The organism is Mesorhizobium sp. B2-4-13 (assembly GCF_006658535.1).
GTDB lineage: Bacteria > Pseudomonadota > Alphaproteobacteria > Rhizobiales > Rhizobiaceae > Mesorhizobium > Mesorhizobium australicum.
In genome coordinates this window covers 466,958-480,988 of record NZ_VFVB01000003.1, presented here as the reverse complement: position 1 = coordinate 480,988, position 14,031 = coordinate 466,958, and the positions used below count along the sequence as shown (strand labels likewise).

Annotated in this window: 13 protein-coding genes; 5 read left to right on the top strand and 8 right to left on the bottom strand. The window is 64.5% G+C overall.

Annotated features, from left to right (window positions below; genetic code table 11):
- Window positions 1-84 precede the first annotated feature (84 nt).
- The 8 genes from eutC to FJ936_RS10315 form a co-directional block, all read right to left on the bottom strand.
- Entirely contained in the window at window positions 85-1,077 is a 993-nt protein-coding gene (gene eutC / locus FJ936_RS10350; protein ID WP_140791538.1) for an ectoine utilization protein EutC, read from the bottom strand.
- The gene (gene eutB, locus FJ936_RS10345; RefSeq protein WP_140791536.1) at window positions 1,074-2,066 is read right to left on the bottom strand and encodes a hydroxyectoine utilization dehydratase EutB; all 993 of its coding nucleotides are present in this window, start codon (window positions 2,064-2,066) and stop codon (window positions 1,074-1,076) included. Before eutB ends, eutC begins: the two co-directional genes overlap by 4 nt.
- Before the next feature lie 5 nt (window positions 2,067-2,071).
- On the bottom strand, window positions 2,072-2,851 hold the full coding sequence (gene eutA, locus FJ936_RS10340) for an ectoine utilization protein EutA (protein WP_140791534.1): 780 nt from the start codon (window positions 2,849-2,851) through the stop codon (window positions 2,072-2,074).
- Window positions 2,852-2,854: 3 nt separating this feature from the next.
- Window positions 2,855-3,514, bottom strand: a complete 660-nt coding sequence (gene ehuD, locus FJ936_RS10335; RefSeq protein WP_015319077.1) for an ectoine/hydroxyectoine ABC transporter permease subunit EhuD — start codon at window positions 3,512-3,514, stop codon at window positions 2,855-2,857.
- A gap of 34 nt (window positions 3,515-3,548) precedes the next feature.
- Window positions 3,549-4,208, bottom strand: coding sequence for an ectoine/hydroxyectoine ABC transporter permease subunit EhuC (gene ehuC, locus FJ936_RS10330; RefSeq protein WP_140791532.1), 660 nt, complete (start codon window positions 4,206-4,208; stop codon window positions 3,549-3,551).
- 159 nt (window positions 4,209-4,367) lie between these two features.
- Window positions 4,368-5,219: an ectoine/hydroxyectoine ABC transporter substrate-binding protein EhuB gene (ehuB, locus tag FJ936_RS10325; RefSeq protein WP_015319079.1), complete on the bottom strand. Its 852-nt coding sequence runs from the start codon at window positions 5,217-5,219 to the stop codon at window positions 4,368-4,370.
- Window positions 5,220-5,310: 91 nt separating this feature from the next.
- Window positions 5,311-6,102, bottom strand: coding sequence for an ectoine/hydroxyectoine ABC transporter ATP-binding protein EhuA (gene ehuA / locus FJ936_RS10320; RefSeq protein ID WP_015319080.1), 792 nt, complete (start codon window positions 6,100-6,102; stop codon window positions 5,311-5,313).
- A gap of 179 nt (window positions 6,103-6,281) precedes the next feature.
- Entirely contained in the window at window positions 6,282-7,667 is a 1,386-nt protein-coding gene (locus FJ936_RS10315; RefSeq protein ID WP_140617494.1) for a PLP-dependent aminotransferase family protein, read from the bottom strand.
- 83 nt (window positions 7,668-7,750) lie between these two features.
- On the opposite strand from FJ936_RS10315, the gene FJ936_RS10310 reads away from it, so the two are divergent.
- The 5 genes from FJ936_RS10310 (at window position 7,751) to hutH (ending at window position 14,028) form a co-directional block, all read left to right on the top strand.
- Window positions 7,751-8,242, top strand: a complete 492-nt coding sequence (locus tag FJ936_RS10310) for an Lrp/AsnC family transcriptional regulator (RefSeq protein ID WP_140617495.1) — start codon at window positions 7,751-7,753, stop codon at window positions 8,240-8,242.
- Between the two features lie 129 nt (window positions 8,243-8,371).
- Window positions 8,372-9,865 (top strand): NAD-dependent succinate-semialdehyde dehydrogenase, encoded by a 1,494-nt coding sequence (locus tag FJ936_RS10305; RefSeq protein WP_140791530.1) that lies wholly within the window; start codon window positions 8,372-8,374, stop codon window positions 9,863-9,865.
- A 34-nt stretch (window positions 9,866-9,899) separates the two neighbouring features.
- Window positions 9,900-11,279, top strand: coding sequence for an aspartate aminotransferase family protein (locus tag FJ936_RS10300; RefSeq protein WP_140791528.1), 1,380 nt, complete (start codon window positions 9,900-9,902; stop codon window positions 11,277-11,279).
- An 8-nt stretch (window positions 11,280-11,287) separates the two neighbouring features.
- Window positions 11,288-12,382, top strand: a complete 1,095-nt coding sequence (locus FJ936_RS10295) for an alcohol dehydrogenase family protein (RefSeq protein WP_140791526.1) — start codon at window positions 11,288-11,290, stop codon at window positions 12,380-12,382.
- Window positions 12,383-12,531: 149 nt separating this feature from the next.
- A complete protein-coding gene (gene hutH / locus FJ936_RS10290) occupies window positions 12,532-14,028 on the top strand; it encodes a histidine ammonia-lyase (protein WP_140791524.1) in 1,497 nt (498 codons plus the stop codon).
- The last annotated feature ends 3 nt before the right edge of the window (window positions 14,029-14,031 follow it).

Genomic DNA, 14,031 nt, shown 5'->3' with positions numbered 1-14,031 from the left:
CGGCTCCAGGGAATTTTTTGATTGAGCATAATCTGCGGGGGAAAACCGGTTGCCATTTTCCGGATCATGCTCCTGCGGCCGGCGTCAGCTTTCAAAGATCGTTCCGGCTTTCGCGGCCAGCCCACGGTCGCGGGCGAGCGTGGCGATCGCCGTATCCTGCACGCCCGTGCCGGTCAGATCGACGATGGTGATGTCGCTGGCCGAGCGCCGGCCATGCCTCGCGCCGGCGATGATCTGGCCGAGCTCGGTCACCTCCGCGTCTCCAGCCATCACGCCCGCCGCGATGGCATGGTGCAATTCGCCCAGGCGCCGCGTCTGTTTCGCGCTGTCGGCGACATAGAGATCGGCCATGCGCAGGATCGCCGGCGCTATCTCGTTCTTGTGCTCGGCGTCCGAACCCATGGCGGTGATGTGCTGGCCGGCCGAGACAAACCCTGCCTTGATCAGTGGTTCGGTCGACGGGGTGGTCGTGACGATGATGTCGGCACCGGCAACAGCGTTGGCTGCGTCAGTCTCGGCGCGCACGTCGATGCCGAGCCTTTCGCGTAAGGTGGTCGCGGTCACTTCGGCCTTGGCGGCATCGCGCGCCCAGATGCGGGCCTGCGTGATCGGCCGCACCAGCGTCAGCGCTTGCAGTTGCAGCCCAGCCTGCACGCCGGCGCCGAAGATCGACGCGACCGACGAGTCCGGCCGCGACAGATGCTTGGCCGCGACGGCTCCCGCAGCAGCGGTGCGAACATCGGTGAGATAGCCGTTGTCGAGCAGCAAAGCCTCGACCAACCCTGTCTTCGACGACAGCAGCACCATCATGCCGTTAACGCTGGGCAGGCCAAGTTTGGGATTGTCGAAGAAGCCGGGGCTGATCTTGATGGCGAAGCCATCGATACCAGGCACATAGGCGGTCTTGACGTCAACCTCGCCGCGATGCTGGGGGATATCGAGCCGCAGGATCGGCGGCATCGCCACCGGCAGCGTGGCGAGCGCACGAAAAGCGTTCTCGACACAGGCGACGGCGTCGAGATCGAGCGTCACGATTGTGCGCAGTTCAGCTTCGGTGAGGATGGTCATCGTGCTCATGCGGCGCGCTCCGAAATCGATGGCGTTTCCCCGCAGACAATCTTCCTATGCAGTTGCATGTCGATGTTGCGGCCGGAAAGCAGAACCACAACCGGCCCCTCCGCCTTGACCTTGCCGGCGAGCAGCGCCGCGATGCCTACCGCACCGGCTCCCTCGACGATCTCGCGTTCCTGTTCATAGGCGTGGCGAATGCCGGCAGCGATTTCGTCCTCGCTGAGCAGGACGACATCGTCGAGCAGGTCGCGGCACATGGCGAAGGTCAGCCGGTTGTCGAGGCCGATGCCGCCGCCGAGCGAATCCGCCAGCGTCGTCAGTTCCTCGACCAGCACAGGGCGGCCCGCATCCAGGCTGGCCTTCATTGCCGCCCCGCGCGCCATCGAGATGCCGACGACTCTGGTTCCGGGACGGACGCCCTTGACGGCGGCCGCTACACCCGAGGCCAACCCACCTCCGGACAGTTGCACCAGCACCAGAGCGGCATCCGGGACCTGCTCCATCACCTCCAGCCCGAGCGTGCCTTGACCGGCAATGATGGCCGGATGGTCGAAGGGCGGCAGCATGACAAGCCCCTCCTCCGTCACCAGCCGCTCGACCTCGTGCTGGGCATCGTCCTGGCTGTTGCCGACGATACGGATTTCCGCGCCGAGGCGGCGAATTTCGTCCAGCTTATTCCTGGGTACCAGTCGAGACATGCAGATCACAGCACGCATGCCCTCGAGCTTTGCCGCATGCGCAAGCGCACGGCCATGATTGCCGGTCGATGCCGCGACGACGCCGCGCGCCTTCTCCCTTGCGCTGAGCGAAGCGACGGCGTTGGAAGCGCCCCGCAATTTAAAGCTGCCGGTGGTCTGGCGGTGCTCGAGCTTGAGTTGAACCGGGACGCCCAGCCTTTCGGAGAGACTTGCCGAAAGCACGATCGACGTGCGCTCGATCTTGCCGGCAATTCGCTCGCCCGCGGCACGGATATCGCCAAGGGTGACGGTCGCCATGGTCGTCAACCGCGCGGCAAGGGCAGCGTCATCAGACGGCCGAATTCGGGATGGGCTGTCTCATCACCGCAAAGGCGCAGACAGTTCCAGGCGGTCGCCTGATTGCTGGTCACCACCGGGCGGCCGATCGCCTGTTCCATGCCGGTGACCGCCAGCGCGCCGCGTAGTGCCGTGCAGGACACGAACAGCGCGTCGGCTTGCGGATGCGTCGCCCGGCGCGCGAGATCGATTAGGGCTGCCGGGGCAATGCGCGCCATCTCGCGGTCGTCCTCGAAGCCGAGACAGGTGAAGCTTAGGACTTCGAAGCCACGTTCGGCGAAATAGGTCGCCATCGGTCTGGAGGTTTCGACGGTATAGGGCGTGAGGATGCTGATCCGGCGCACGCCGAAGGCGTTCAGCCCGCGCATGCCAGCCATCGGAGGAGTGACAACGGGTATACCTGACTTGGCGGCCTGGATCGCCTTCTCGATCTCGGCATCGCCAATCACCACCGAGGCCGACGTGCAGGAGTAGCAGATGGCGTCGAGCGGCTCGTCGGGCAGGATCAAGGCAGCGCCCGCCGTCAGCGCCGGCTGCATCTTGCGCAGGTTCTCAGGCGTCGTCGGGTTAGCGTAGGGAATGCGCGCGACATAGACGCCGATCCGTTCGCTCGCCACCATGCGGCGAAAATCCGGCTCGGTCGTGTGGTCGGTGGCCAGGATGATCAGCCCGACACGCCGCTCCAGCGGACGCTCATCGAGCGCTGGCCGGTCGGGCACAAGCTTGATCTCGGACAAGGGCTTCATCTTTTATCTTTCGATCTTGCCGTAGCGGCGTTCCAGCCAGCGCAGCAGCACGACCGAAATCAGGCTGATGGCGAGGAAGAAGGCGCCGACCAGCGTGATCGGCTCGAGGTAGCGATAGTAGGTGTTGGCGACGCTTTTCGCCTGGTTCATCAGCTCCAGCACTGTGATCGCCGAGAGCAGCGGCGTCTCCTTGAACATGGCGATGAAGTAATTGGCCAGCGCCGGGATCATCGGCGGAATAGCCTGCGGGATGATGATGTGGGACCAGGTCTGCCGCGCGCTGAGATTGCACGCCTTGGCGGCTTCCCACTGACCACGCGGCACATTGTCGATGCCGGCGCGGTAGACCTCCGCCGTGTAGGTGCCGTAGTGCAAGCCAAGTCCGATGACGCCGGCGACCAGCGGCGGCAAGAGAATGCCGATGTCGGGCAAGACGTAGAAGATGAAATAGAGCTGCACCAGGAGCGGTGTGCCGCGGATGAATTCGGCCACCCAACCGACGGTGCGCGACAGCGCCTTGTTCGGCGAGCGGCGCGCCAGCGCGATGCCCAGACCGACGATCGCGGCCAGTACCGAGCCGAGCAGCGTCGCCAGGATGGTGATCTTCACCCCCTGGATCAGGGTCGGCAGGATCTGCCGGACAAAGTCCCAGTCCCAATCCATCAGTGGACCCAATTCATCAGGAATGCTCTGGCCATCAGACGCGCACTCCGTCGAGGCCGCGCGCCATGCGGTGTTCCAGCGAGCGCACACCCCACGAGATGAGCAGCGCCAGGATGAAATAGATGATGAGGATCGTGGTGAACGGCACCATGGTGTTGCCGGTCTGGGCACGCACCACCTGTGCCTGGAACGTCAGGTCGGCGAGCGAAATCAGCGAGACCACCGATGTCGCCTTGAGCAGCTCGATGGCATTGTTGCCGAAGGTCGGCAGCATCACCAGAAACGCCTGCGGCAGGATGACGTGGCGCATGCCTTGCCAACGGCCGAGATTGAGCGCGACGCAGGCCTCATGCTGTTCGCGGCCGATCGACTGCACGGCGCCGCGCACCACCTCGGCTGCATAGGCGCCCACGTTCAAGCCCAGCGCCAACACACCGGCCTGCAGCGGGGTCAGTTCGAAACCCACCAGCGGCAACACGAAATAGGCGAAGAACAGCTGCACGAAGATCGAGGTGCCGCGGAAGAACTCGATATAGGCCGTGGCCAGGGCCCGCAGCACGAAGAAGCGCGACAGGCGCCCCATGCCGGCGAAAAAGGCCATGATCAGGGCGAGCACCGACCCCATCAGCGTCAGCTCGATGGTGACAAGCGCTCCCTGCAATATCAGGCCGAAATAGCCGGACCACTGGGTCATAGAGTTGAAGTTTCCAACGTTGGTTTCAGCTTCCTTCTCCCCGTTTATGGGGAGAAGATGCCGGCAGGCAGATGAGGGGCAGCGCTAGCTTGTCCAAATATGGCGCCGCCCCTCATACACCTTCTCCCCGTGAACGGGGAGAAGGCAAGAAAGACGCCCTTATTTCGCCGCGCAGAGCTTGTCGCGCGTGGTCGACATAGCCGCCGCCGCCGAGAAGCCGTAGGGCTCGATAATCTTTGCGAACTCACCCGACTTCTTCATCTTGGCGAGTTCGACGTCGAAGGCATCGCGCAACGCCTCGTCGCCCTTCTTGAAGGCCGCGCCGTCGCAATAGACCGGCGCGCCCTGCACCGGGGCGATGACTTCGAGGTTCGGATCGGCGGCCTTCTTCATCAGGTCGTTGATCGAAAGGACAGGCAGCGAATAGGCGTCGATGCGGCCGTCCTGCACCATCTTCAGGCCACTCTGGCCGTCCGGCACGACGATGACGCGTTCGCGTGGCACGCCGGCGTTGAGCGCAAGCTTCTCCTCGGTGCCGCCGCCCGGCGCGCCGATGGTGGCTGACGTGTCCTTGGCGACATCCTCGTAGCTCTTGAAGCCTTTCGGATTGCCCTTCTTCACCAGCATCGCTTCGGCGTCGCACAGAACCGGCTCGGAATAGGCAACCGCGGCGCAACGCTCCGGCTTCATGAACAGGCCGGCGGTGACGACGTCGAAGCGGCCGGCCTGCAGGCCGGGAATCATGGCGCCATATTCCGAGATCGAGGCGGCGACATCGGCAACGCCCAGCCGCTTGAATATCTCGCGCGCGACGTCGGGCGCGGCACCCGAAACCTTGCCGTCGGCGGCGACAGCCGTATAGGGCGGCTCATTGGCGATGGCCAAGCGAGCGAAGCCTTGCGACTTCAGCTGTTCAAGCTTGCTGTCGTCGGCCGAACCCGTGATCGAGGCGGCCAGAACCGCCGAAAGCGCGAGACCGGCGACGCCGGCCAGAGTTCCAAGTTTCTTCATTGTTCCCAACTCCTTGTTCTTGTCTTGGTTTGCGTGATCTTAGGACGGCTCAACCGCCCATAGGGACGGCATCGCCGCCTTTGGCATGCGGTCAGACACGATGTCCGGCCGCGATGATCTTCTTCAGGAACCCTTGCGTGCGCTCCTGCTTGGGATTGCGGAAAATCTCGTCGGGCTTGCCTTCCTCGACTATCCTGCCGCGATCGAAGAACAGCACCCGGTCGGCGAAGTCGTGGGCGAAACCCATCTCGTGGGTGACCAGCAGCATGGTCATGTCGGTCTCGGCGCAGAGCCGCCACAAGACACTGAGCACCTCCTCGACCAGTTCCGGGTCGAGCGCCGACGTCACCTCATCGAACAGCATGATCTTCGGCTGCAAAGCAAGCGCACGGGCGATCGCCACGCGCTGCTTCTGACCGCCTGACAACTGCGCCGGCATCGCCTTCGCCTTGTCGGCCATGCCGACCATCTCGAGCAGTTCCATCGCCCGCTTCTGCGCCGCGGCGCGCGGCGTGCCCTTGGTCAGCATCGGCGCTAGGGTCACATTATCGATGACGCTCTTGTGCGGAAACAGGTTGAACAGCTGGAAGACCATGCCGGTTTTCTGGCGCATTCGCGCCAGGTGGCGCTCGTCGGCCGGCAGCAGCTGGCCGTTGCGCTCCATGTGGTAGAGTTGCTCGCCGTCGATCTGGATGTGACCGCCGTCGATGCGCTCCAGCGTCATCAGGATGCGCAGGATCGTCGTCTTGCCCGAGCCGGAGGGGCCGATCAGCGCCAGCTTCTCACGCGGCATGACCTGCATCGACAGGCCGTCCAGAACCTTGAAGCTGCCAAAGCTCTTCGAGATGCTGTCGATCTTGATGATGGGCGCGGTTGCGGACAAATGAATTTCCCCGTGCTGGAGAAGCCTGGTGCCCCTAACGATGCGGAACGCGCCAAATCATGTCAATTGGGAAAATAATATCATGACAATTATTCTGATTGCGCACATTCTCTGGTCGATCCCAGCCGGCTTTTTGGGCATGCCTATGTCAGAACGCCCTGGTGTATTGGGTGGCATGCTCAGATTGCAAGCAGCAGATGCTCCGGATCGCCAAGCAAGAGCTTGGTGACAACGCCGAGACCTGCGCGCAGTTCCCCCTCGGTGGTCGAACCCAGCGAAATGCGCACCGCCGGATGCCAGGGGGTATCCGAAATACGGAAGGAGGTGCCCGGCGCAATGGCCACGCCTTGCAGCCGAGCCTGGGCGACAAAGCTTTCCTCGGAACGGTCGGCCGACAGTTGCAGCCAGATATGCAACCCGTCGCGACGGGCACGGTAGTCGACGCCGGCCAGCACCTCGCCCGCGATGTCCTGTCGCCGCCGCAACGCCGCGCGCTGCCAGCGCACCAGCTCCATCGCGGTGCCGTCGGTCACCCATTTGGTGGCGATCTCGGCCACCAGCGGTGTCGCCATCCAGTTCGAAACTAGATGCCGGTTGGCGACAGCGGCAACGTAGCGATCGGGCGCGGCGAGATAGCCGATGCGCAGGCCGGGCACGGTGATCTTGGTGAAGGAGGTGACGTAGAGCGTCCGTTCCGGCGCGAAAGCGGCGACCGGCGGCGGTCGATCCTCGACCAAGGGACCCAGCACGTCGTTCTCGATGATGGCGATGTCGTGCTTGCGCGCCACCGCCGCGATCTGCTCGCGACGCTCCGCATCCATGAGCGTTGCCGTGGGATTGATTACCGAAGGCTGCACGAAGACGGCGCGGATGTCGGACAGCCGGCAGGCTTCGTCCAGCGCTTCCGGAATCAGGCCATTGCTGTCGATCGGCAGGCCTTGAAGATTGAAGCCGAGATAGCGCGCCAGCGGCACCAGCGTATGATGACCGATCGCCTCGGTGGCAACGGTGGAGCCGGGCGGCGCCACGCTCATCAGCGCCACCGTCATGCCGGCCGTGGCGCCATTGGTGAGGCTGATGTTCTGCGCGGAGGCGTCCAGCCCGCACAGCTTCAGCCATTCGACCGCCACGGCACGGTGGCGCGGGAACACCATGTTTGGCCGGAACGACAGTGCCGAACTCGAAGGCAGGTTTTCGGCGAGCCAGCCCAGCGCCTGCTTCATCCGCTCCAGGTGCATCGGCTCGCAGACCGGCTTCAGGATCGACAGGTCGATGACTTCACCCAGGCGCTCCGGCAGATAAGGCGGCTCCGGTTCACGGCGCTGCGTCTGCACAAAGCTGCCGCGGCCGATCTCGCCCGAAATCAGGCCGCGCCGGATCAGTTCCTCATAGGCACGACTGACCGTCTGCACTGAAAGCTTGAGGTCGTCGGCCAGGCGGCGGTGGGTCGGCAACCGCGTGCCGTTGGCGAGGCGGCCGTCGTGGATGGCGCGCGCGAACTGGTCGGCCAACGATTGATAGGCCGGCCGCCGGATGAGCGCGGGATCAGGGTGCCACAATGTCATGACTTATTAGAGATCGAAATCAGTGCAATTGACAATCGAAATAATGCGCCGTCATGGTACGATCGACGAAAAAGTGAGCGCTGATGACTGCTGCGAAACTCGACGCGATCGACCTCAAAATCCTCGACGCCATCCAGCGTGATGGACGCATCACCAAGCTGGCGTTGGCCGAGCAAGTCGGGCTGTCGCCGACGCCGTGCTGGATGCGGCTGCGCAAGCTGGAAAAGGCCGGCATCGTCTCGGGTTATCATGCCCGGATCGCCATGCGCGTTGTGGCGCCAGTCGCCACCGTGCTGATGGAGGTGACGCTGGCCAGCCATCGCCAGGCCGATTTCGACCGCTTCGAGCGCGTCGTCCGCGACATTCCTGAGATCGTCGCCTGCTGGTCGGTGGGCGGCGGCGTCGACTATGTGCTGAAGGTGATGGCGCGCGACATCGACGCCTATCAGCGGCTGGTCGATGGCTTGCTCGATCGCGAGATCGGCATCGACCGCTACTTCACCTACATCGTCATCAAGACGGTGAAGGATGACATCGCGCTGCCGATAGCGGACCTGCTGCCGGCGTCGACCTAGACCGGAGAGATCGACTGCCCCCTCGCCGCAATAGAGAGACTCTCTCTACGCTCAAGCATCCAAACAGCCTCTCTGTCTGCCGGTGATGGGTAGTCTCCCCGCATCAGACCGAACCGGGAGGCTTTGACCATGTCCGCGCATTTCGCCCGCTCGCATCGCCACGAAGCGCTCGACCGGCTCGCCGACCGCCGGCTGCTGCGCGAACTCGCCTATATCGACGGCCACTGGACGGCAAGCGAGGCGGCCGAGAGTTTCGAGGTCACCGATCCCGCGACCGGCACCACCGTGGCCTTCGTCGCAGCGCTCGATGCCGGCCAGACGACAAAAGCCATCGACGCCGCCGCGCGCGCCTTTCCGGCCTGGCGGGCGCTGCTGCCGCAGGAGCGCTCCAAAATCCTGCGAAAATGGTTCGAGCTGATCATCGCAGCGAAAGACGACCTCGCTTTGCTGATGACGCTTGAGCAGGGCAAACCGCTCAAGGAGTCGCTTGGCGAAATCGACTACGCCGCCTCTTTCATCGAGTGGTATGCCGAGGAAGCAAAACGCCTCAACGCCGAGAGCGTCACCAGCCATCTGCCGAACGCGGAAATGATGGTGCGGCGCGAACCACTCGGCGTCGTCGGCGTGGTCACGCCGTGGAATTTTCCTTCGGCGATGCTGACCCGCAAGGCAGCCGCCGCTCTTGCCGCCGGCTGCACCATCGTTGCCCATCCGTCTTCTGAGACGCCACTTTCGGCGCTGGCGCTGGCCGAACTCGGCGAACGCGCCGGACTGCCGGCCGGCGTTTTCAACATCGTCACCGGCAAGGCCGCGACGATCGTTGGACGCATGTGCGAAGATTCGCGCGTGCGCGCCATGAGTTTTACCGGCTCGACCGAGATCGGCCGGCTGATCGCCGCCCAAAGCGCGCCGACGATGAAGCGGCTGGTGATGGAGCTTGGTGGTCACGCGCCGCTGATCGTCTTTGCCGATGCCGATCTCAGCAAAGCGGTGACCATTGCCATCGACGCCAAATTCGCCACATCAGGCCAGGACTGCCTTGCGGCCAACCGCATCTATGTCCAGCGTCCGCTCTATGACCGCTTCTGCGCCGCTTTCGCCAAGCGCGTCGAGGCGCTGCGGGCCGGCAATGGCTTGGCCGATGACATCGACATCGGGCCGCTGATGCATGAGCGCGCCGTCAAGAAGGTCGAGGAACAGGTCGCCGACGCCGTGGTCCTCGGCGCGCGTTGCCTCGCCGGCGGCAAGCGCCATCAGGCCGGACCGCTCTTCTACCAGCCGACGCTGCTGGCCGATGTCGCCGACGACGCGCTGATCATGCGCGAAGAGACCTTTGGTCCGGTCGCCGCCGTCACGCCTTTCGACAGCGAGGACGAAGTCATCGCACGCGCCAATGCGACCGAATATGGCCTGGTCGCCTATGTGGTGACCGAGAACGGCGCGCTCCAGCAGCGCATGGGCCGCGCGCTTGACTACGGCATGGTCGCCATCAACCGTGTGAAGATCACCGGCGCGCCGATCCCGTTCGGTGGCGTCAAGCAGTCCGGCATCGGCCGCGAAGGTTCGCGCCACGGGCTAGAAGCTTTCACCGACCTCAAATACCTTTGCCTGGATGTGGCGTAGGCTCGCACCCGGATCTCTTTCAAGGAGTTAAAAAATGCTCGACCAATCCAACGAACTCGCCGCATGGGATCGCGACCATTTCTTCCATCCCTCAACGCATATGGGCACGCACGCACGCGGTGAATCGCCGACGCGGATCATGGCCGGCGGTGAAGGCGTCACCGTCTGGGACAACAATGGCAGGAAGAGCATCGATGCCTTCGCCGGCCTCTATTGCGTCAATGTCGGCTATGGCCGCCAGAAGATATCAGATGCAATCGCGACCCAGGCGAAGAACCTGGCCTATTACCACGCCTATGTCGGGCACGGCACCGAGGCGTCGATCACGCTCGCCAAGATGATCATCGACCGCGCGCCGAAGGGCATGTCGAGGGTCTATTTCGGCCTCTCCGGTTCCGACGCCAACGAAACCAACATCAAGCTGATCTGGTACTACAACAATGTGCTGGGGCGGCCGGAGAAGAAGAAGATCATCTCGCGCTGGCGCGGCTATCACGGCTCGGGCGTCATGACGGGCTCGCTGACCGGGCTGGACCTCTTCCACAATGCCTTCGACCTGCCGCGCGCGCCGATCCTGCACACCGAGGCGCCCTACTATTTCCGCCGCGCCGACCGCTTGATGAGCGAGGAGCAGTTCTCGCAGCATTGCGCCGACAAGCTCGAGGAGATGATCCTCGCCGAAGGGCCCGAAACCGTCGCCGCCTTCATCGGCGAGCCGATCCTCGGCACCGGCGGCATCGTGCCGCCGCCCGCCGGCTATTGGGAAAAGATCCAGGCGGTGCTGAAGAAGTATGATGTGCTCCTGGTCGCCGACGAGGTGGTGACGGGCTTCGGCCGGCTGGGCACCATGTTCGGCTCCGACCATTACGGCATGAAGCCCGACCTTATCACCATCGCCAAGGGCCTGACCTCGGCCTATGCGCCGCTGTCGGGCGTCATCGTGGCCGACAAGATGTGGCAGGTGCTGGTGCAAGGCTCCGACAAGCTCGGCTCGCTCGGCCATGGCTGGACCTATTCGGCGCATCCGATCTGCGTTGCCGCCGGCGTCGCCAATCTCGAACTGATCGATGAGATGGACCTGGTGCGGAATGCCGGCGAGACCGGCGCTTATTTCCGTGCCGAACTGGCCAAGGCCGTCGGGGGTCACAAACACGTCGGTGAGGTGCGCGGCGACGGCATGCTGGCGGCAGTGGAATTCGTCAAAGACCGTGACGACCGTGTCTTCTTCGATGCTTCGCTGAAGATCGGGCCGCAAATTGCCACGGCCCTTGCCGCGAGCGGCGTCATCGGCCGCGCTATGCCGCAGGGCGACATTCTTGGCTTCGCGCCGCCGCTGTGCCTGACCCGAGAGGAAGCCGACATCGTGGTGGCCAAGACCGCCGATGCCGTGAACAGCGTATTTGCCAATCTCTGAGACGACCGATGAATGTCATGACCAAAACCCTCCCCGCCACCATGGCCGCCGTGCTGCTCACCGGGCACGGCGGACCGGAAAAGCTCGTCTACCGAACCGATGTGAAAGTGCCCGCGCCTGCGTCAGGGGAAGTACTGGTGAAAGTCACCGCTTGCGGCATGAACAATACCGATGTCTGGGTGCGCCAGGGCGCCTATGGCACCGAAGAGGACGCGGCCGCCGTTTCGACTTGGCGCCGCCAGGGCAACACGCTGACCTTCCCGCGCATCCAGGGCACCGACACTGTCGGCACCATCGTCGCCGTCGGCGAAGGCGTTTCGTCCGATCGAATCGGCGAACGGGTGATGGTCGATTTCTCCATCTACAACCGCGACGACGATTCACTTGCCGACATCGACTATATGGGCCATGGCCGCGACGGCGGCTATGCCGAGTATCAGACCGTGCCGGCCGACAACGCGCATGTTGTCGACACCATTTTGAGCGACGTCGAACTCGCCACCTTCTGCTGCGCCTATCTCACCGGCGAACAGATGCTGGAACGGGCCAAGCTCAAGGCAGGCGAGCGCGTGCTGGTCACCGGCGCGTCGGGCGGCGTCGGCTCCGGCATCGTGCAACTGGCGCGGGCGCGTGGAGCCATTCCCTTTGCTGTCGTAGGCAAGGGCAAGGAAAAGGCGGTGCTCGACATCGGCGCCGAGGCGGTCATCACCCGTGGTGTCGCGGACCTGCCGCAGGCCGTGACAGAGGCGACGGGCGGCCAGCCGATCGATGTGGTCGCCGATCTCGTTGGCGGCGCGATCTTCAACGATCTGCTGCGCATCCTGAGGCCGGAGGGCCGCTACACCACGGCCGGCGCGATCGCAGGTCCGGTCGTCCAGCTCGATCTCAGGACCATGTATCTGAAACAGTTGCAGCTGCACGGATCGAGCCAGGGCACGCGCGCGGACTTCCGCCGTATCGTTCGCTATATCGAAGAGGGCAAGATCCGGCCGCTTGTCGGCGGCGTCTACAAACTCTCCGATTTCCACCACGCGCAGGCCGATTTCATCGCCAAGGATTTCGTCGGCAAGCTGGTGGTGGTGCCCGACGCCGTCGCGAGGTGACCTGCCGAAACCTGCATTTCGCCTGAAGCGCCCCTCGCCTGCTGCTGCCACGATCGGAATGGCTTGTAGACCAGCCGGCAAGCCGCCACAAACGGTGACGCCCGCCGCGCCGTCGGCCCGGGCATACGGTCACGGGATACAGGCGAGACATGACAGCCCGAATGATACTGCTCGACGCCAAGCCGCTTGGCATCGAGGATGTCGCCGAGATCGCGCGGCGCAATGCGCGGCTGATGTTGGGCGAGGAGGCGATGCGCCGCATCCGGGCGAGCCGCACGCTCGTCGAGCAGCTGACGCAACTAGGCAAGCCGATGTACGGCGTCACCACCGGCCTCGGCGCCTGCGTCGACACGCCGCTCGCGCAGGCCGATCTGATCGCCTTCCAGCACAGCGTGCCGCTCAGCCACAGCATGGGCATCGGCCCGGCCCTTCCCACCGAGGCGGTCCGCGCGCTGATGGCCGCGCGCATTTCGGGAATGGCCGGCGGCGGCACCGGCACTTCCGAACGCGTGGTGATGGGCCTTGTGGCGGCACTCAACGCCGGCGTCCATCCGGTGATCCCGACCTGGGGATCGATCGGAGCGGCGGACCTTGCCCATCTCGGCCACATGGCGCGAGGGCTGCGCGGCGACGGCGAGACGGAGTTCCAGGGCAGGATCATGCCGTCGGCCGAGGCGCTCGCGCTCGCCGGGCTCGAACGGCTCGACCTGCGCGAGAAGGACGGCCATGCCATCATCGTCGCCAACAGCCTGTCGACCGGCACGGCTTGCCTCTGCCTGGAGGATGTCGCCCACCTCATCGACTGGTCGCTGGCCGCGGTGGCACTCAACCACGAAGCGTTCCGCTCGTCACTCACCGCCATCGATGAAGCTGCGCTGTCGGCGCGACCGGCGTTCGGCCAGCGGGAGATCGGGGCACGGCTGCGGGCGGAACTCGCTGGAAGCGGGCTCTGGAGGGAGAACGCCGCGCGGCGGCTCCAGGATCCGCTCAGCTATCGTTGCGTGCCGCAGGTGTGGGGCGGCCTGTTGCATGCGTTCGAACAGGCGAAGCTGGCAACGGAGATCGAACTGGCCCATTCCGGCGACAACCCGGTGATCCTACCCGAGGACGGACGCGTCGTCTCGAACGGCAATTTCGACCTCACCGCGATGACGCTGGCCTGGGAGCAGCTCGGCCAGGCGCTTGCGCATTGCGCCGTGGGCACCGCCAATCGCTGCATGAAGCTGATGTCGCCGACGGTGGCGGAACTGCCGCGCTTCCTGTCGGCCAGGGGCGGCAGCCGCCAAGGCTACGCCGAATTGCAGAAACCGCTTGCCGCGCTGGAGGCCGAGATCCGGCATCTGGCCAACCCGATGTCGCTCAGCCCGCTTGCCGTATCGGACGGGATCGAGGACCAGTCGTCGATGGCACCACGGGTGGTGGCCAAGACAGCCGAGATTGTCGAACGCCTGCGCTATCTCGTTGCGATGGAGCTGATCTTCGCGGCGACGGGCGTGGAGTTGCGCGGCGTCGTCGACAGTATGGGCGAAGGACCACGGCGCACCTACGCCGCCGTGCGTGCGCTCGTCAGCCCGCTCGACGACGACCGCGAGATGAGCGCGGACATGACGCGGGTCGCCTGGATGGTGGCTGGTCCCCGAGACTGAGTT

Coding starts and splice junctions, on each gene's coding strand:
- eutC (WP_140791538.1), bottom strand. CDS start 1,077: ATGAGCACGATGACCATCCTCACCGAAGCTGAACTGCGCACAATCGTG.
- eutB (WP_140791536.1), bottom strand. CDS start 2,066: ATGGCGACCGTCACCCTTGGCGATATCCGTGCCGCGGGCGAGCGAATT.
- eutA (WP_140791534.1), bottom strand. CDS start 2,851: ATGAAGCCCTTGTCCGAGATCAAGCTTGTGCCCGACCGGCCAGCGCTC.
- ehuD (WP_015319077.1), bottom strand. CDS start 3,514: ATGGATTGGGACTGGGACTTTGTCCGGCAGATCCTGCCGACCCTGATC.
- ehuC (WP_140791532.1), bottom strand. CDS start 4,208: ATGACCCAGTGGTCCGGCTATTTCGGCCTGATATTGCAGGGAGCGCTT.
- ehuB (WP_015319079.1), bottom strand. CDS start 5,219: ATGAAGAAACTTGGAACTCTGGCCGGCGTCGCCGGTCTCGCGCTTTCG.
- FJ936_RS10315 (WP_140617494.1), bottom strand. CDS start 7,667: ATGACATTGTGGCACCCTGATCCCGCGCTCATCCGGCGGCCGGCCTAT.
- FJ936_RS10310 (WP_140617495.1), top strand. CDS start 7,751: ATGACTGCTGCGAAACTCGACGCGATCGACCTCAAAATCCTCGACGCC.
- FJ936_RS10305 (WP_140791530.1), top strand. CDS start 8,372: ATGTCCGCGCATTTCGCCCGCTCGCATCGCCACGAAGCGCTCGACCGG.
- FJ936_RS10300 (WP_140791528.1), top strand. CDS start 9,900: ATGCTCGACCAATCCAACGAACTCGCCGCATGGGATCGCGACCATTTC.
- FJ936_RS10295 (WP_140791526.1), top strand. CDS start 11,288: ATGAATGTCATGACCAAAACCCTCCCCGCCACCATGGCCGCCGTGCTG.
- hutH (WP_140791524.1), top strand. CDS start 12,532: ATGACAGCCCGAATGATACTGCTCGACGCCAAGCCGCTTGGCATCGAG.